The sequence below is a fragment of the Serratia sp. S4 genome (assembly GCF_000347995.1).
GTDB lineage: Bacteria > Pseudomonadota > Gammaproteobacteria > Enterobacterales > Enterobacteriaceae > Serratia > Serratia quinivorans.
The window spans coordinates 704,004-721,676 of the sequence record NZ_KB661120.1; the positions used below are offsets into that span (position 1 = coordinate 704,004).

General features: G+C 55.0%; 15 protein-coding genes. 12 read left to right on the top strand and 3 right to left on the bottom strand.

Translation table 11 applies throughout. The annotated features are described in order from the left end of the window. Positions 1-28 precede the first annotated feature (28 nt). Complete coding sequence (gene satP / locus SERS4_RS0103930) at positions 29-628, bottom strand: acetate uptake transporter (RefSeq protein WP_012005143.1); 600 nt, start codon at positions 626-628, stop codon at positions 29-31. Between the two features lie 324 nt (positions 629-952). On the opposite strand from satP, the gene dnaK reads away from it, so the two are divergent. The 4 genes from dnaK (at position 953) to nhaR (ending at position 6,602) form a co-directional block, all read left to right on the top strand. Continuing rightward, positions 953-2,866, top strand: coding sequence for a molecular chaperone DnaK (dnaK, locus tag SERS4_RS0103935; protein ID WP_012005144.1), 1,914 nt, complete (start codon positions 953-955; stop codon positions 2,864-2,866). 106 nt (positions 2,867-2,972) lie between these two features. Next, positions 2,973-4,100: a molecular chaperone DnaJ gene (gene dnaJ, locus SERS4_RS0103940; RefSeq protein ID WP_012005145.1), complete on the top strand. Its 1,128-nt coding sequence runs from the start codon at positions 2,973-2,975 to the stop codon at positions 4,098-4,100. 236 nt (positions 4,101-4,336) lie between these two features. Further along, a complete protein-coding gene (gene nhaA / locus SERS4_RS0103945) occupies positions 4,337-5,503 on the top strand; it encodes a Na+/H+ antiporter NhaA (protein WP_017891560.1) in 1,167 nt (388 codons plus the stop codon). Positions 5,504-5,702: 199 nt separating this feature from the next. Beyond that, entirely contained in the window at positions 5,703-6,602 is a 900-nt protein-coding gene (gene nhaR / locus SERS4_RS0103950; RefSeq protein WP_004950031.1) for a transcriptional activator NhaR, read from the top strand. A gap of 69 nt (positions 6,603-6,671) precedes the next feature. On the opposite strand, the gene rpsT is transcribed toward nhaR, so the two are convergent. Further along, complete coding sequence (gene rpsT / locus SERS4_RS25650; protein WP_012005147.1) at positions 6,672-6,932, bottom strand: 30S ribosomal protein S20; 261 nt, start codon at positions 6,930-6,932, stop codon at positions 6,672-6,674. Between the two features lie 390 nt (positions 6,933-7,322). Between rpsT and ribF the strand changes: the two genes are divergently transcribed. Genes ribF through ispH form a run of 5 tightly spaced genes read left to right on the top strand, consistent with a single transcriptional unit; the run spans position 7,323 to position 13,025 of the window. Then, positions 7,323-8,261: a bifunctional riboflavin kinase/FAD synthetase gene (gene ribF, locus SERS4_RS0103960; RefSeq protein ID WP_017891562.1), complete on the top strand. Its 939-nt coding sequence runs from the start codon at positions 7,323-7,325 to the stop codon at positions 8,259-8,261. Positions 8,262-8,293: 32 nt separating this feature from the next. Further along, complete coding sequence (ileS, locus tag SERS4_RS0103965) at positions 8,294-11,110, top strand: isoleucine--tRNA ligase (RefSeq protein WP_017891563.1); 2,817 nt, start codon at positions 8,294-8,296, stop codon at positions 11,108-11,110. Further along, on the top strand, positions 11,110-11,619 hold the full coding sequence (gene lspA / locus SERS4_RS0103970; RefSeq protein WP_012005150.1) for a signal peptidase II: 510 nt from the start codon (positions 11,110-11,112) through the stop codon (positions 11,617-11,619). Before ileS ends, lspA begins: the two co-directional genes overlap by 1 nt. 1 nt (position 11,620) lies before the next feature. Continuing rightward, entirely contained in the window at positions 11,621-12,091 is a 471-nt protein-coding gene (gene fkpB / locus SERS4_RS0103975; RefSeq protein ID WP_012005151.1) for an FKBP-type peptidyl-prolyl cis-trans isomerase, read from the top strand. Then, complete coding sequence (ispH, locus tag SERS4_RS0103980) at positions 12,072-13,025, top strand: 4-hydroxy-3-methylbut-2-enyl diphosphate reductase (protein WP_012005152.1); 954 nt, start codon at positions 12,072-12,074, stop codon at positions 13,023-13,025. The genes fkpB and ispH overlap by 20 nt, the downstream gene beginning before the upstream one ends. Positions 13,026-13,330: 305 nt before the next feature. Here ispH and SERS4_RS0103985 read toward each other — a convergent pair whose 3' ends face one another. Then, a complete protein-coding gene (locus SERS4_RS0103985; RefSeq protein ID WP_017891564.1) occupies positions 13,331-14,254 on the bottom strand; it encodes a LysR family transcriptional regulator in 924 nt (307 codons plus the stop codon). 191 nt (positions 14,255-14,445) lie between these two features. On the opposite strand from SERS4_RS0103985, the gene pvcA reads away from it, so the two are divergent. The 3 genes from pvcA to SERS4_RS0104000 all read left to right on the top strand — a co-directional run bounded on the left by pvcA (position 14,446) and on the right by SERS4_RS0104000 (position 17,642). After that, positions 14,446-15,411: an L-tyrosine isonitrile synthase gene (gene pvcA, locus SERS4_RS0103990; RefSeq protein ID WP_017891565.1), complete on the top strand. Its 966-nt coding sequence runs from the start codon at positions 14,446-14,448 to the stop codon at positions 15,409-15,411. A gap of 90 nt (positions 15,412-15,501) precedes the next feature. Continuing rightward, the gene (locus SERS4_RS0103995) at positions 15,502-16,365 is read left to right on the top strand and encodes a TauD/TfdA family dioxygenase (RefSeq protein WP_017891566.1); all 864 of its coding nucleotides are present in this window, start codon (positions 15,502-15,504) and stop codon (positions 16,363-16,365) included. A 20-nt stretch (positions 16,366-16,385) separates the two neighbouring features. Beyond that, positions 16,386-17,642 carry a glycosyltransferase gene (locus SERS4_RS0104000; protein WP_026142190.1) on the top strand — a complete coding sequence of 419 codons (1,257 nt, stop codon included), beginning with the start codon at positions 16,386-16,388 and terminating at the stop codon, positions 17,640-17,642. Positions 17,643-17,673: the final 31 nt, after the last annotated feature.

A 17,673-nucleotide genomic window follows, 5' to 3' on the forward strand; every position in this document is an offset into this window, starting at 1 on the left:
AGGGCTTCTTGTTTCAGGCCAGTGGCGTTTATGCCACTGCCCGAATTGGTTCTACATTGTCGACTGTTGGCTCGCCAATCGGCAGCACCGTGCGGCCAAACTGCTCGTTGAGCACTTCCGCCATGGCCAGGTAAATGGCGCTGGCACCGCAGATAATGCCTTCGTAGCCGGCAAAGTTCAGCAGTGCAGGGTTGCCGGTGATGTTACCGATGGCCAGCAGAGCGAACAGCAGCGTCAGGCTGCCGAACACGAACTGCAGCACGCGGTTGGCGCGCAGAGTGCCGAAAAACATGAACAGCGTGAAGACGCCCCACAGTGCCAGGTAAATCCCCAGCACGCCGGCATCGGTCGGTTCCGCCAGACCCAGACGCGGCAGCAACAGCAACCCGACCAGGCTCAGCCAGAAGCTGCCGTAAGAGATAAAGGCCGTCATCCCGAAGGTGTTGCCTTTCTTGTATTCCAGCAGGCCGGCCATAATCTGGGCCAGTCCACCGAAGAAAATCCCCATGCTGATAATGGCGGAGTTCAATGGGAAAAAGCCCGCGTTGTGCAGGTTCAGCAAGACGGTGGTCATCCCGAAGCCCATCAGGCCGAGAGGGCCGGGATTCGCCAACTTGTTGGTGTGCATAAGTCCTCTGCAATAACAGAAAATTAACGGAAACAGTGAAGTAAATTCATATATGGTCTGAATGGCCGAAAAGTTGATAACTTCCATCAGAGCGCGCGGCATCATAATGATCCCCAGAACAGGAAACAATGATCTGAGTGACGATAAAAAAGAATTTTTTTTTGTCCTGCCCCTTGATGCTCGGTTGTATGACCCCATCTTATTTGCAACCGCAGTTGCTGACCGCGGCTAAGACTGAAATGTTGGGCAGTTGAAAAACAAAAAATTGCCCACATATAGGTTAGCAACCTGACCGAATATGAATTTATTAGTGGAGACGTTTAGATGGGCAAAATTATTGGTATCGACCTGGGTACTACCAACTCTTGTGTAGCAATTATGGATGGTGGTAAAGCGCGCGTGCTGGAGAACAGCGAAGGCGACCGTACTACACCTTCGATCATCGCATATACCCAGGATGGTGAAATTCTGGTTGGCCAACCTGCTAAGCGTCAGGCTGTTACCAACCCACAAAATACCCTGTTTGCGATTAAGCGCCTGATTGGCCGTCGCTTCCAGGATGAAGAAGCGCAGCGTGATAAAGACATCATGCCGTACAAAATTGTGGCTGCTGATAACGGCGACGCATGGGTTGAAGTGAAAGGCCAGCGTGTAGCACCTCCGCAGATCTCTGCTGAAGTGTTGAAGAAAATGAAGAAAACGGCTGAAGATTACCTGGGCGAACCAGTAACTGAAGCGGTTATCACCGTACCTGCATACTTCAACGATGCACAGCGTCAGGCGACCAAAGACGCCGGCCGTATCGCAGGTCTGGAAGTAAAACGTATCATCAACGAACCGACCGCTGCGGCCCTGGCTTACGGCCTGGACAAAGAAGTCGGCAACCGTACCATCGCGGTTTATGACCTGGGTGGCGGTACTTTCGATATCTCTATTATCGAAATCGACGAAGTTGACGGCGAAAAAACCTTCGAAGTTCTGGCAACCAACGGTGATACCCACCTGGGTGGTGAAGACTTCGACAGCCGCCTGATCAACTACCTGGTGGAAGAGTTCAAGAAAGAACAAGGTTTCGATCTGCGCAACGATCCGTTGGCGATGCAGCGTCTGAAAGAAGCCGCTGAGAAAGCGAAGATTGAACTGTCTTCTGCTCAGCAGACCGACGTTAACCTGCCGTACATCACTGCAGATGCGAGCGGTCCAAAGCACATGAACATCAAAGTGACCCGTGCAAAACTCGAGTCGCTGGTTGAGGATCTGGTTGCGCGTTCTATCGAGCCGCTGAAAGTAGCTCTGAAAGACGCAGGCCTGTCGGTTTCCGACATTCAGGACGTGATCCTGGTCGGTGGCCAGACCCGTATGCCAATGGTTCAGAAGAAAGTTGCTGACTTCTTCGGTAAAGAACCACGTAAAGACGTTAACCCGGACGAAGCCGTTGCGGTGGGTGCTGCGGTACAGGGCGGCGTGTTGGCCGGTGATGTGAAGGACGTTCTGCTGCTGGACGTTACCCCGCTGTCGCTGGGTATCGAAACCATGGGCAGCGTGATGACTCCGCTGATCACCAAAAACACCACTATCCCGACCAAGCACAGCCAGGTGTTCTCTACCGCTGAAGACAACCAGTCTGCGGTAACCATCCATGTGCTGCAGGGTGAGCGTAAACGCGCCAACGATAACAAGTCACTGGGCCAGTTCAACCTGGACGGCATCCAGGCTGCTGCACGCGGTATGGCGCAGATCGAAGTGACCTTCGACATCGACGCCGACGGTATTTTGCACGTGTCTGCCAAAGACAAGAATACTGGCCGTGAGCAGAAAATCACCATCAAGGCTTCTTCCGGTCTGAACGAAGAAGAAATCCAGAAAATGGTGCGTGATGCCGAAGTGAACGCCGAAGCGGACCGTAAGTTCGAAGAGCTGGTGCAGACCCGTAACCAGGCCGACCACCTGATCCACGGCACTCGTAAGCAGTTGGAAGAAGCGGGCGATAAACTGCCGGCGGAAGACAAAACGGCTATCGAAGCGGCGCTGAAAGATCTGGAAGTAGCGGTTAAAGGCGAAGATAAAGCCGAGATCGAAGCGAAGACCCAGGCTCTGGTGCAGGTTTCCGGCAAGCTGCTGGAAATGGCTCAGGCGCAGCAGGCTCAGCAAGGTGCTGATGCCGGTGCTGACAACGCGGCGCAGAAAGACGACGACGTGGTTGACGCTGAGTTCGAAGAAGTTAAAGACAAAAAATAATCGCCCTTAAGCGGGCACGGAACGGCCGAGAGGCCGTTACCGCAAACCAGCACGGGCGTCGAGGCAACTCTACGCCCGTGCACGCATGTTAAGGGTTACAGAAATAATGGCGAAGAAAGACTATTACGAGATTCTCGGCGTCTCCAAGACGGCGGAAGAGCGTGAGATCAAAAAGGCGTATAAACGTCTGGCGATGAAATTCCATCCTGACCGCAACCAGGAGCAAGACGCCGAAGCCAGGTTTAAAGAGATCAAGGAAGCCTACGAAATCCTGACTGACGCTCAAAAACGTGCGGCCTACGATCAATACGGCCATGCGGCCTTTGAACAAGGCGGTATGGGCGGCGGCGGCGGGTTTGGCGGCGGTGCTGAATTCAGCGATATCTTTGGCGACGTATTTGGCGACATCTTCGGTGGTGGCCGCCGTCAGCGCGCCAGCCGCGGTTCCGATCTGCGCTACAACATGGAGCTGTCCCTTGAGGAAGCGGTTCGTGGCGTGACCAAAGAGATCCGCATCCCAACGCTGGAAGAGTGTGGCGTTTGCCACGGCAGCGGCGCGAAGCCGGGCAGCTCGCCGGTGACCTGTCCAACCTGTCACGGGCAGGGCCAGGTGCAGATGCGCCAGGGCTTCTTTACCGTGCAGCAGGCCTGTCCGCACTGTCATGGTCGTGGTCAGATCATCAAAGACCCATGCAATAGCTGCCACGGCCATGGCCGGGTAGAGAAAGCCAAAACGCTGTCGGTGAAAATCCCGGCCGGCGTTGATACCGGTGACCGCATCCGCCTGGCGGGTGAGGGTGAAGCGGGTGAGCACGGCGCGCCGGCAGGCGATCTGTACGTTCAGGTTCAGGTGAAAGCGCACCCTATCTTCGAGCGCGAAGGCAATAACTTGTACTGTGAAGTGCCGATTAACTTCGCGATGGCGGCATTGGGCGGCGAGATTGAAGTCCCGACGCTGGATGGCCGTGTGAAGCTGAAGGTGCCGGCAGAGACTCAGACAGGCAAACTGTTCCGCATGCGCGGCAAGGGGGTCAAATCGGTACGTGGTGGCAGCCAGGGCGACCTGCTGTGCCGTGTGGTGGTAGAAACTCCGGTTAACCTGAACGACAAGCAGAAGCAATTGCTGAAGGAACTGGAAGAGAGCCTGGGTGGCCCTTCCGGTGATAAAAACAGCCCACGTTCGAAGAGCTTCTTCGACGGGGTGAAAAAGTTTTTTGATGACCTGACGCGCTAAGCTACTGTTTCCGTTAGCGTACTGCATAACCCCGGCGTCAAAACCGGGGTTTTTTCTAGCTTAACTTCCGCCAATAGCCCTGGTTAAAGTGTGATATAAATCGCTTATAGATCGGTTTTTACGATGTTTTAAGCATTTATAAACGTATTTTATCGAAGTGATTCGCCGTCTATACTCATTCCATTACTTTGTCTGCAGGGCCGTCTGTGCCTTGCGCTGCTCTGGAGAGACGTATTGTGACCAACATCATTCGTCAATTTTTACGTCAGGAAGCCGCGGGCGGCATTATCCTGATCGTAGCCGCGATTATCGCGTTGATCATGGCCAATACCCCAGCCCAGGGGATTTATCACGCCTTCCTCAATTTGCCTGTGATGGTGAAAGTGTCCTCACTGGAGATTGCCAAGCCACTGCTGTTGTGGATTAACGACGGCCTGATGGCGATCTTTTTCCTGGTGGTCGGGCTGGAGGTCAAGCGCGAGCTGATGCAAGGTTCATTGGCCGGGCGTGACAAGGCCGTGTTCCCGGCGATCGCCGCACTGGGCGGCATGCTGGCACCAGCATTGATTTACCTGATGTTCAACGGGGCGGACGAGGTTACTCGTCAGGGATGGGCGATCCCGGCGGCAACCGATATTGCCTTTGCCCTCGGGGTGATGGCGCTATTGGGTAACCGCGTGCCGACCAGCCTGAAGGTGTTCTTGTTGGCGCTGGCGATCATCGATGACCTGGGTGTCATCGTGATTATCGCACTGTTCTATACCCACGAAGTCTCGATGGCGGCATTGGGCGTGGCAGCAGCCTCTATTGCAGTGCTGGCGTTTATGAACTGGCGCGGGGTGGGCAAAACCTCGCTTTATATGATTGTCGGCCTGGTACTGTGGGTGGCTATCCTTAAGTCCGGGGTACATGCGACGCTGGCCGGGGTTATTATCGGCTTTATGATCCCGCTGAACGTGAAGAAAGGGTCGTCGCCGTCAGAGACGCTGGAGCATGAACTGCATCCGTGGGTGGCATTCCTGATACTGCCGCTGTTTGCCTTTGCCAACGCCGGGGTTTCATTACAAGGCGTGTCACTGAGCGGGCTGACCTCACTGTTGCCGGTGGGCATTGCGGCAGGCCTGTTTATCGGTAAGCCGTTGGGCATCTTCACCTTTAGCCTGCTGGCAGTGAAACTGGGTATTGCCAGGCTGCCTGAAGGAATTGGTTTCAAACAGGTGTTTGCCGTTTCCGTGCTCTGTGGTATTGGTTTCACCATGTCGATATTTATCGCTTCGCTGGCCTTTGGCGATGCGGATGTTGTTCTGAGCACCTATTCGCGACTGGGGATCCTGATTGGGTCAACCACGGCGGCGGTGGTCGGGTATGGTCTGTTACGCATGTCGTTACCACGAGTCAGATAACTCTTTTAGGGGATCCCCTGTTCGTGGGGACTCACTACAATACAATAGCTGGTCGGAGCTGCGCAGGATAAAATATGCGCAGCTTCGGCCATTCTGTTTGGGACGAATGCAGCAACAGGTTGTCTGAAACAGGGAAAGGACATTAGTCGCTCGTTATGGCCGCAGTTTTGCCATGACGGAATGTTAAGGAGAGCACCTCGTGAGGATGTCGCATATCAACTTTAATCACCTTTACTACTTCTGGCAGGTCTGCAAGGAAGGTTCGGTGGTCGGCGCCGCCGAAGCCTTGTTTCTGACACCCCAGACCATCACCGGCCAGATCAAAGCGTTGGAGGAGCGTTTGGACGGCAAGCTGTTCAAGCGTCAGGGGCGTGGGCTGGTGCCATCCGAATTGGGGCAACTGGTTTTTCGCTATGCCGACAAGATGTTTATGCTCAGCCAGGAAATGCTGGATATCGTTAATTACCGCAAGGAATCCAACCTGCTGTTTGACGTCGGGGTAGCGGATGCGTTGTCCAAACGTTTGGTGAGCCAGGTGCTGGAGACGGCGGTAGTGGTGGATAATGAGCAAATTCACCTGCGGTGCTTTGAGTCGACGCATGAGATGCTGCTGGAGCAGCTCAGTCAGCATAAGCTCGATATGATCCTTTCAGACTGCCCGGTGGATTCCAGCCAGCAGGAAGGGTTGTTTTCGCTCAAGCTGGGTGAATGCGGTATCAGCTTCTTCTGCCGCCAACCGGCACCGGATCTGCCGTTCCCCGCCTGTCTGGAACAGCGAAAACTGCTGATCCCGGGTCGGCGTTCAATGTTGGGCCGTAAACTGCTGAACTGGTTTAACACCCAGGGCATTCAGGTGGAGATACTGGGTGAGTTTGATGATGCGGCCCTGATGAAAACTTTTGGCATGTACCACAACGCGATCTTCGTTGCGCCGACGCTGTATGCGCAGGATACCTATAACGATGATGACGTGGTGGAGATTGGACGTATTGATAGCGTGCAGGAAGAGTACTACATCATCTTTGCCGAGCGCATGATCCAGCATCCGGCGGTACAGCGGGTGTGCAACAAGGACTTCTCTGCGTTGTTTGCTTACTAGACCGGGTATTGCAGACGTAAAAAAACCGGCCTGAGCCGGTTTTTTTTCAAGCAGACAACACGATGCTTATTACAAAGCGTTGATGCGCGCCGACAGGTTTGACTTATGGCGTGCAGCTTTGTTTTTGTGGATCAGGCCTTTAGCAGCCTTGCGGTCCACGATTGGTTTCATTACAGCGTAAGCAGCTTGCGCAGCTTCTTTGTCGCCAGTGGCGATAGCAGCTTCTACTTTCTTGATGTAGGTACGCATCATTGAGCGGCCGCTAGCGTTATGCTTACGACGCTTCTCAGACTGTACGGCGCGTTTCTTAGCTGACTTGATATTAGCCAAGGTACAACTCCCAAATATATTCTATTGAGGACAATTCGAAGGCCGAGGAATATGCCCTTTTGGCCTGCGTTTGTCAATGAATTTGTGCAAATAAGCGCCGTTTGTACGGGCGGCACTTGCTACGTTGTGATGGCGCAGGATTTTACCAGCTTCGGTCGTGGGAATACAGTGTTTCGCGAGAAAATTCACCAATGAGTTGGCGCATTGGCTGCAAGCTATTGGTCGTGGTCGATAATCAGCTTTCAATCGCCGGATAAACTGCGGTCAGGGCGTTTCACCTGCAGATTATCTCCGGTATGGTATGTCTATTACATAAAGGCACCAATCGCGGGTTAACCTTAACCGCTGTACAAGGTATAATCCGGCGATTTCCACTGTTTTGAGCCAGCTATGGAGCTAATTCGCGGCATTCACAATATCCGGGCACGCCACCATGGTTGCGTGCTCACCATCGGCAACTTTGACGGCGTACACCGCGGTCACCAGGCGTTGCTGGAGCAGCTGAAACAAGAGGGGCAACGCCTCGGGCTGCCAGTGATGGTCATGATCTTTGAGCCGCAGCCGCTGGAAATGTTTGCAGCGGACAAGGCACCGGCCCGTCTCACGCGTTTGCGTGACAAGGCCAAATACCTGGCGCAGGCGGGCGTTGACTACCTGTTGTGCGTCAAGTTCGACCCGCGTTTCGCTGCCAATACGGCGCAGGCATTTGTTGCCGAACTGCTGGTGGAGAAACTGGGCGTGAAATTCCTGATGGTCGGGGATGATTTTCGCTTTGGCGCGACTCGCCAGGGCGATTTTCCGCTATTGCAAAAAGCCGGGAAAGAATACGGTTTTGAAGTGATTAGCACGCCGACCTTCCGCGAGGGCGATCAACGCATCAGCAGCACCGCGATCCGCAATGCGCTGCGCGATGACGACCTGGCATTGGCTGAAACGCTGCTGGGCCATCCGTACAGTATTTCTGGTCGGGTGGTACACGGCGACGAACTGGGCCGTACCATCGGCTTTCCCACCGCCAACCTGCCACTGAAACGCCTGGTTGCCCCGGTGAAGGGAGTCTATGCGGTGGAAGTTTATGGCCTGGGGCCCCAGCCGCTCCCCGGCGTGGCCAATATTGGTACACGCCCAACCGTTGCCGGCGTGCGACAGCAGCTGGAAGTCCACCTGCTGGATGTCACAATGGATCTTTACGGGCGCCATCTAGACGTGGTGCTCCGCGCGAAATTGCGCAATGAACAGCGTTTTGCTTCGCTCGATGCGCTGAAGCAGCAAATCGCCAATGATGTGGTGACGGCCCGGAAGTTCTTCGGGCTACAGACACCGGTTTAATCTCTATAGCCGAAAACGGAACCGAGAATCTAATGAGTGACTACAAGAATACCCTGAACTTGCCGGAAACAGGGTTCCCGATGCGCGGCGATCTGGCCAAGCGTGAACCTGGCATGCTGCAACGTTGGTATGAACAGGATCTGTACGGGATGATTCGTACTGCCAAAAAGGGCAAGAAATCCTTCATTCTGCATGACGGCCCTCCGTATGCGAACGGCAGCATTCACATTGGTCACTCGGTTAACAAGATTCTCAAAGACATTATTATCAAGTCGAAAGGGATGTCCGGTTTCGACTCGCCTTACATTCCGGGTTGGGACTGCCACGGCCTGCCGATCGAACTGAAGGTCGAGCAACTGTACGGCAAGCCGGGTGAAAAACTCACCGCGGCAGAATTCCGTATCAAGTGTCGTGAGTACGCCGCCGAGCAGGTTGAAGGCCAGAAGAAAGACTTCATCCGCCTGGGCGTGCTGGGTGACTGGGATCGTCCGTACCTGACCATGGACTTCAAAACCGAAGCCAACATCATCCGCGCGCTGGGTAAAATCATCAGCAATGGTCATCTGCTGAAAGGCGCCAAGCCGGTGCACTGGTGTACCGATTGCCGTTCTTCCCTGGCGGAAGCGGAAGTGGAGTATTACGACAAAACTTCGCCGTCGATCGATGTGGCTTTCCACGCGGTTGACGCGGCTGCCGTGGCGACCAAATTTGGCGTAACCCGCTTCAACGGCCCGGTTTCTCTGGTCATCTGGACCACCACCCCGTGGACGCTGCCGGCTAACCGCGCCATCTCGCTGCACCCGGAATTTGCCTACCAGCTGGTACAGGTAGAAGGCCAGTGCCTGATCCTGGCGGCTGAGCTGGTGGAAAGCGTAATGAAACGCGCGGGCATTACCCATTGGGAAGTCCTGGGCAGTTGCAAAGGTGCCGATCTGGAGCTGATGCGTTTCGAACACCCGTTCATGGGCTTCGACGTACCGGCGATCATGGGTGAACACGTCACGCTGGATGCCGGTACCGGTGCGGTACACACCGCCGGTGGCCATGGCCCGGATGACTTTGTCATCAGCCAGAAATACGGTCTGGAAATCGCCAATCCGGTAGGGCCGAACGGCTGCTATCTGACCGGCACCCATCCACTGCTGGATGGCAAGTTTGTGTTCAAGGCCAACGATTTGATCGTTGAGCTGCTGCGCGAGAAAGGCGCATTGCTGCACGTGGAAAAACTGGTTCACAGCTACCCGTGCTGCTGGCGCCACAAAACGCCGATCATCTTCCGCGCGACCCCTCAATGGTTCATCAGCATGGATCAGAAAGGCCTGCGCAAGCAGTCGCTGGAAGAGATCAAAGGCGTGCAATGGATCCCTGAATGGGGCCAGGCGCGCATCGAAACCATGGTTGCCAACCGCCCGGACTGGTGTATTTCGCGTCAGCGTACCTGGGGCGTGCCAATGTCACTGTTTGTGCACAAAGACACCGAGCAACTGCACCCACGCAGCGTTGAGCTGATGGAAGAAGTGGCCAAGCGCGTTGAGCAGGACGGTATTCAGGCGTGGTGGGATCTGGACGCGGCCGACATTCTCGGTGCGGATGCTGCCGATTACGTGAAAGTACCAGACACCCTGGACGTCTGGTTCGACTCCGGTTCGACCCACTCTTCCGTGGTCGACGTTCGTCCCGAGTTCAATGGCCATGGCGCCGACATGTATCTGGAAGGCTCCGACCAACACCGCGGCTGGTTTATGTCATCACTGATGATCTCCACTGCGATGAAAGGCAAGGCACCGTATAAAGAAGTTCTGACCCACGGCTTCACCGTGGACGGTCAGGGCCGCAAGATGTCCAAGTCGATCGGCAATACCATCAGTCCACAAGACGTGATGAACAAGCTGGGTGGCGACATCCTGCGCCTGTGGGTCGCTTCTACCGACTACACCGGTGAAATTGCCGTGTCGGACGAGATCCTGAAACGCTCTGCCGATTCTTACCGCCGCATCCGTAACACCGCGCGCTTCCTGCTGGCCAACCTGAACGGGTTTGAGCCGAGCACCGACTGCGTGGCACCGGAAGAAATGGTAGTCCTGGATCGCTGGGCGGTGGGTCGTGCACTGGCGGCGCAGCAGGATATCGAAAAGGCTTACGCCAATTACGATTTCCATGAAGTGGTACAGCGTCTGATGCAGTTCTGTTCTGTTGAGATGGGCTCCTTCTATCTGGATATCATCAAGGACCGTCAGTACACCGCGAAGAGCGACAGCGTCGCCCGTCGTAGCTGCCAGACTGCCTTGTTCCATATCGCAGAAGCGCTGGTTCGCTGGATGGCACCGATCATGTCGTTCACTGCCGATGAAATCTGGGCCTTCCTGCCGGGCAAACGCGCGCAGTACGTATTCACTGAAGAGTGGTACGACGGCCTGTTCGGTCTGGCCGAAGGCGAAGGCATGAACGATAGCTTCTGGGCCGAGCTGCTTAAAGTTCGTGGCGAAGTGAACAAGGTGCTGGAACAGGCTCGTGCCGACAAACGTCTCGGCGGTTCTCTGGAAGCCGCGGTGACGCTGTATGCCGATAGTGAACTGGCTGAACGCCTCAACAGCCTGCAGGATGAACTGCGCTTTGTGCTGCTGACTTCCGGCGCGCGCGTTGCACCTCTGGCCGATGCGCCGGCAGATGCACAAGCTGCAGAGCTGGTGAAAGGCCTGAAAATTGCCTTCAGCACCGCAGAAGGTGAGAAGTGCCCGCGCTGCTGGCATTACACCACCGATATCGGCCTGGTGGCGGAGCACGCAGATCTCTGCGGCCGCTGTGTTGTCAACGTAGCCGGCGACGGCGAAAAGCGTAAGTTTGCCTGATGAGTAAACCTATTTGTTCGACCGGCTTGCGCTGGCTATGGCTGGTAGTGGTAGTGCTGGTGCTGGATTTTGCCAGCAAGCAGTGGATCCTCGGTAACTTCGTGCTGGGCCAGTCCCAGCCGCTGATCCCGTCGTTCAATCTGTTTTATGCGCGTAACTACGGTGCCGCATTCAGCTTCCTGGCCGATCACGGCGGTTGGCAGCGCTGGTTCTTCGCCGGTATTGCCGTCGCCATCGTGGCGGTGCTGCTGGTGATGATGTACCGCAGTTCGGCGCAGCAAAAACTGAACAACATTGCCTATGCATTTATCATCGGTGGAGCGCTCGGCAACCTGTTCGATCGCTTGTGGCACGGCTTCGTGGTCGATTTTATCGACTTCTATGTGGGCAACTGGCACTACCCGACCTTCAACCTGGCGGATAGTTTTATCTGCGTGGGGGCGGCGATGATCGTGCTGGAAGGCTTCTTGTCGCCGGCGAACAAAAGTGCAAAGAGCAAAGGTGAGTAATATGACGGCTCAGGTTAAGGGCGACAGCGAAGTATTGGTTCACTTCACGCTGAAACTGGAAGACGGAACGACGGCAGAGTCCACTCGTGGCAACGGTAAACCGGCGCTGTTTCGTCTGGGCGACGGCAGCCTGTCCGAGCCGCTGGAAGCGCAGTTACTCGGTCTGAAGGCGGGCGACAAGTGCGCCTTTACCCTGCAACCGGAAGCGGCGTTCGGCGAAGAGAACCCGGACCTGGTCCAGTTCTTCTCACGTCGTGACTTCACGGAAACCGGCGTACCGGACGCGGGCACCATCATGCTGTTTACCGCGGTCGACGGCAGCGAAATGCCGGGTGTGGTGCGCGAGGTGGCGGAAGATTCGATTACCGTTGATTTCAACCATCCGCTGGCGGGCCATCCGGTCACCTTCGATATTGAAGTGTTGGAGATCGATCCGCAGCAGGAGGAGACGCATGCAAATATTGCTGGCTAACCCACGCGGCTTTTGCGCCGGGGTTGATCGTGCGATCAGTATCGTTGAACGCGCGCTGGAAATTTACGGTGCGCCTATCTACGTGCGTCACGAAGTGGTGCATAACCGCTACGTGGTCGATAGCCTGCGTGAGCGTGGGGCGGTATTTATTGAGGAAATCACCGAAGTGCCGGACGGGTCGATTCTGATCTTCTCGGCGCACGGGGTTTCCCAGGCGGTAAGAGCAGAGGCTAAGGCGCGTGATTTAACCATGCTGTTTGACGCCACCTGCCCGTTGGTGACCAAGGTGCATATGGAGGTGGCGCGAGCCAGCCGCCGTGGCACCGAGGCGATCCTGATCGGCCACGCCGGTCACCCGGAAGTGGAAGGTACCATGGGCCAGTACAGCAACCCGAAGGGCGGCATGTACCTGGTGGAGTCACCGGACGACGTCTGGAAGCTGCAGGTGAAGGATGAAAGCAACCTGTGCTTTATGACGCAAACCACGCTGTCGGTGGACGACACTTCTGACGTGATTGATGCCCTGCGCAAGCGTTTCCCGAGTATTATCGGGCCGCGTAAGGACGACATCTGCTACGCTACCACCAACCGTCAGGAAGCGGTACGCAACCTGGCCGGGGATGCGGACGTGGTGCTGGTGGTGGGGTCGAAAAACTCCTCCAACTCCAATCGTCTGGCAGAACTGGCACAGCGTGTTGGCAAGCCGGCATACCTGATCGATTCCGCCGCTGACATTCAGGAAGCCTGGCTGAAGGACGCTCATAATATCGGCGTTACCGCAGGGGCTTCGGCACCTGATGTGTTGGTACAGGATGTTATCAGCCGCCTGAAAGCGCTGGGCGGTGTCAACGTGCAGGAAGTCAGCGGTCGTGAAGAGAACATCGTGTTCGAAGTACCGAAAGAGCTGCGGGTTGATATCAAACAGGTCGATTAATCAGCATCGGGCATAAATAAGATAACGGGGAGCTTCGGCTCTCCGTTTTGTTTTTAGGGATCGGTACCGGCAATGAAATTATTAAAAATGAACTTGAGGGATGACTGATTCAAATTTTCTGTTACTTAAAGTCAAATTTGTTCTGACAATTTGAATTAATGGCAGAGGGAATGATTATATAGACGGTGATAAAGTTATTAAGGTTAATATCATTAGGCTGCAATCTAAATAAACTCTGGTGCTGGTCAGCAACGGGCTGAAAGGTTAAATAACTAAATTAACTGGCGTTACAGATTATTCTTATTTTAAATGCGTAATTGTCCTACGGAATTTTGCTCTTTTTGCTGTAAATGGATTTTCATATGTTCAAGTAAACGACGGACCTTTAATGGTTGGCTGTCCCTGCGCGGCATAATGGCATAGCAACTAATATCCGGTAGGCGCCACTCTGGCAGTACCTCGACCAGCTCACCCCGGTTCAATTCCTTTTCAACATTGACGAAGAAATTACGGATGATCCCTTTATCGGCCAGCGCCAATTCTTTCATCGCCATGCCGTTATTGGTAAATAAACGTCCGGTCATGCGCAGCCGATGCTCGTCGCCATCAGGGTGGAGCAGGCGAACAAATTGTGGGTTCCCCAGCGGGGTAAAAGTGACCCATTGATGGTGTGTCAACGCCTGTGGCGTTTCTGGCATGCCGTGGTTGGCAAGGTAGGCTGGCGAGGCACACAGCACTTCCCGAAAGCGCCCCAGACGGGTGGAGACATAGCTGGAGTCAGCCATCACGCCACCGCGGATCGCCAGATCAATACGCTGGTTTATCAGGTCTATCTTTTCATCATGAATTTCCAGCCTCAGCGTGATGCGCGGGTGTTCGTCCAGGAAGCTTTGCAGTGCCGGCACCAGATAATGAGTGGCAAACTCCGTAGAGGTGGCGACGCGCAGTTCCCCGGTCAGTTCACCGCGTAGCGCGGCAATACGTTGTTGCCCGCGTTCGGCGGCATGGATCATCAACACGCAATCCTCATAAAAACACAGCCCGGCCTCGGTCAGGCTCAGTGAACGGGTAGAACGCAGAAGTAATTGAATGCCCAACTCGTTTTCCAGCAGGCGGATATGTTGGCTGACGGCGGAGGTTGTAATGCCTAATTCTTTGGCTGCCGTGCTGAATGCACCGCAATCGACAACTTTAGAAAAAATAGCCATGCGTTTTAGAATATTACTCATAGTTTGTTAAGTTCAACTTAACCAAGATTGTTAATTATAAGGGCTAATAATATAGCATTATCTCTTCTATATTGCCTGACGCAGATAAATCGCGAGGTAAGTCCGACTTCCCGTTCGGCCTCTCTCTTTTTGATAAGTCTTATTGCGTTTGCAAATAAGTTGCCTGCGCCACATCTGAACAGGAGTTAATTGTGGATAGTGCTCGCATTGAACAAATATCGTTAAAAATCCTTCATGAGCTATTGCAATATCGGCGTCGATTTCCGGGTGGGGAAAGTTCAAACGCTGAAGAGGAACAGGCAGTTTCTCTGGTGCAATTACCGCGTATTCGAGCATTTATTGAAAATGAGCAGCGCATTGAATTTGTCCTGCCTGCCTTCCCGACCAAATCACCCAATACTAATAAGGTGATCGGTGCACTGCCCGATATGGCCGAGCGACTGTCATTGATATTTCTTAATTCCCTCTGTCAGCGTATTCAGCTTTATTACCCGCCGGGTGCTCATATCATCATCTGCTCCGATGGCCACGTTTTCGGTGATTTAATCCGTGTCAGCGACGACGCGATCAACCGTTATCAGCATGAAATTGAAAACCTGCTGCACGAGGTGGGGGCGACTCATCTGAGCGTTTTCAATCTGGGTGACGTGGAAGGGCTGGCCGAGTATACCGACGACTATGACCTGCTGCGGCAGTTGCTGGTTGACGGCTATGCCGAGCCGGAGGAGACGATCAAACACCGGTTGATGCAGGACGAGCAGGGGTTACAGTTGTATCGCGCAATCACCCGATTCCTGTATGAAGACAGCCAACTACCGGGCTACAGCGGCTCCAATGCAGCGTTGCAGAAAGACGCCAAACAGCGCGCCTGTGGCGTGATCCAGCGCAGTTGGGCCTGGGGCAATTTGCTGGCCCAGCATTTCCCGCTGGCAATACGTTTGTCGATTCACCCACAGCCCGCCGACAGCCTGAAAATGGGTATCCACATGATGCCGACCAAAGACGACTGGCTGACTCCCTGGCATGGCGTGGCAGCCAACGTTAACGGACAGTTTGTGCTGATGAAGCGCAAAGACGCGCAGCAGCTGGCGGGTGAACTGGTGGCGATCCGCGGAACACCCAGCCATTACCTGGTTGAACAGCCACAGATGGCGTAATGCAGCATCTTGCGCCCGCCACTTTAACGGGCGTCTTTTAACGGCACGGTGGCCGTGTGAGCAGCAAATTCGATTCAAGGAGAGTGACCCATGGAAAATCAAACGCTGAACTGCCGCATTGAACTTAATACCCCTTTTGGCGCAGTGCTGACCCCGCAGTATCCTGGCCAATCTATTCGCGAACTGCCGGTGGCAGCGCTTCGTTCACTGGCCCAGCAGCATCACCTGCTGGTGCTGCGCGGCTTCGACTCTGGTTTTACCGATCCGCAGTTACTAACCCGCTATGCCGAAGGCTGGGGCGAAATCATGATGTGGCCGTTCGGAGCGGTGCTGGACGTGAAAGAGCATCCGGATGCCAAAGATCATATTTTCGACAGCAGCTATGTGCCGTTGCATTGGGATGGCATGTACAAGCCGACCATTCCGGAATTCCAGCTGTTCCATTGTGTGGCAGCACCTTCACAGGATGAAGGCGGCCGCACCACTTTTGTCGACACCACGTGCCTGCTGGCTAATGCCGATGAGTCTTTGTTGGCGCAGTGGCGGGAAGTGTCGATCTCTTATCGCATTAAGCAGGTGGTGCATTACGGCGGTGAGGTTCGTTCGCCGCTGGTAGTGGATCATCCGAACGGCAATGGGCAGATCATGCGCTACAACGAGCCGCCGACCGAAGGCAAAAAGTTCCTTAACCAGCACGCGCTGGAATATCACGGGGTGCCACAGGAGCAGCAGGAGGCATTTCATCAGATCCTGCAACAGCATCTCTACGATCCGCGTCATTATTACGCCCATCAATGGCAGCAGGGAGACGTGGTGATAGCGGATAACTTCTCGTTGTTACACGGGCGCGAAGGCTTTACCGCGCGTTCTGCTCGCCATTTGCAGCGGGTGCATATTCAGAGCAACCCGGTGTGCGCCAATCAGGCACTGAAGCCGGCCAACGCAGAGGTTTAATCCCTATGGCAAGTATTCTGATGACCGCAGTGGCCACGCCCGGCCACGTTTATCCGATGCTGAGCATTGCCCGGTACTTGATTGAGCAAGGGCATCAGGTGCGGGTGATGACCGGTGCGCTGTTTCGTCAACGTGCTGAGGCAGCAGGCGCGCAGTTTATCGCCTTTGATGAGCGGGTAGATTTCGACTATCGCTATCTTGAGCAGCACTTTCCCGAACGGGCTGCGCTACCCCCGGGCAATGCACAGATGGCACTGGCGCTGAAAGACTTCTTTGCCGCCCCGATCCCGTTGTTGGATCAGCAGTTACGCAGCGTGATGGCTGCCGAGACTCCTGATCTGTTGATCGTGGAAAACTGCTTTTATGGGGTGCTACCGTTGTTACAGAGGACGGATCGTCCACCGGTGATTGGCATTGGGGTAACGCCGTTGTCGTATTCCTCAAGGGATTCAATCTTCTATGGGCCGCGTATTCCTCCTGCGCTGTTGCCACGAGAGCTGCAGCGAGAGCAGTTGGTGGACGAAGACACTCGCGCGTTAATTGATGAGGTGCAACGGAGTTTTGATATTGCGATGGCACAATCTGGTGGCCGGCCGCTGCAACAGCCTTTTACCGATGCGTTGATTGGCGGCTGCGATCGCTTTTTGCAACTGGCCACTCCGGCGCTGGAGTATCAACGCGAAGATCTGCCGGACAGCGTGCGCTTTATCGGGCCGCTGCGCAGCACGGTGGCGGCGGTTGAAGCCACCGATGAATGGGACGAGGCCGACCTGCGGCCGTTGGTGATTGTTTCGCAGGGGACGCTGGCGAATGTCGATCTGCACCAGTTGATTGTCCCGACGCTGAAAGCACTGGCTGAATTGCCGGTACGGGTATTGGCGACCACTGGTGGGCGTGCCGTCGACCCACTGTTGGCGCTGTTACCCGCTAACGCCAGAGCGCGGGAGTTTATCTCTTTCGAACACTGGCTGCCGCAGGCGGCGCTGCTGATCACCAACGGTGGCTATGGCTCAATCAACTACGCCCTGGATCAGGGAGTACCATTGATTGTCGCTGGAACCGGCGAGGATAAACTCGAAGCCGCCGCCAGAGTGGTGGCCGCGGGCTGCGGCATTAGCCTGCATACCAGCACCCCGGATGAGGAGCAGTTGCGTCAGGCGGTGCAGCAAATTCTGGCGCAGCCGGCTTATCGGCAGCGTGCTGCGGTAGTGCAGGCCGATTACGCCCGTCATGATGCACTGATGGCAATCGCCGACGAGGTGGCTACGTTAACCTAGCCGGTTGAATGGTCTGTCGAACGGGGGGCTT

Coding starts and splice junctions, on each gene's coding strand:
- SERS4_RS0103995 (WP_017891566.1), top strand. CDS start 15,502: ATGGAAAATCAAACGCTGAACTGCCGCATTGAACTTAATACCCCTTTT.
- fkpB (WP_012005151.1), top strand. CDS start 11,621: ATGACGGCTCAGGTTAAGGGCGACAGCGAAGTATTGGTTCACTTCACG.
- lspA (WP_012005150.1), top strand. CDS start 11,110: ATGAGTAAACCTATTTGTTCGACCGGCTTGCGCTGGCTATGGCTGGTA.
- dnaK (WP_012005144.1), top strand. CDS start 953: ATGGGCAAAATTATTGGTATCGACCTGGGTACTACCAACTCTTGTGTA.
- dnaJ (WP_012005145.1), top strand. CDS start 2,973: ATGGCGAAGAAAGACTATTACGAGATTCTCGGCGTCTCCAAGACGGCG.
- ileS (WP_017891563.1), top strand. CDS start 8,294: ATGAGTGACTACAAGAATACCCTGAACTTGCCGGAAACAGGGTTCCCG.
- ribF (WP_017891562.1), top strand. CDS start 7,323: ATGGAGCTAATTCGCGGCATTCACAATATCCGGGCACGCCACCATGGT.
- satP (WP_012005143.1), bottom strand. CDS start 628: ATGCACACCAACAAGTTGGCGAATCCCGGCCCTCTCGGCCTGATGGGC.
- SERS4_RS0103985 (WP_017891564.1), bottom strand. CDS start 14,254: ATGAGTAATATTCTAAAACGCATGGCTATTTTTTCTAAAGTTGTCGAT.
- SERS4_RS0104000 (WP_026142190.1), top strand. CDS start 16,386: ATGACCGCAGTGGCCACGCCCGGCCACGTTTATCCGATGCTGAGCATT.
- ispH (WP_012005152.1), top strand. CDS start 12,072: ATGCAAATATTGCTGGCTAACCCACGCGGCTTTTGCGCCGGGGTTGAT.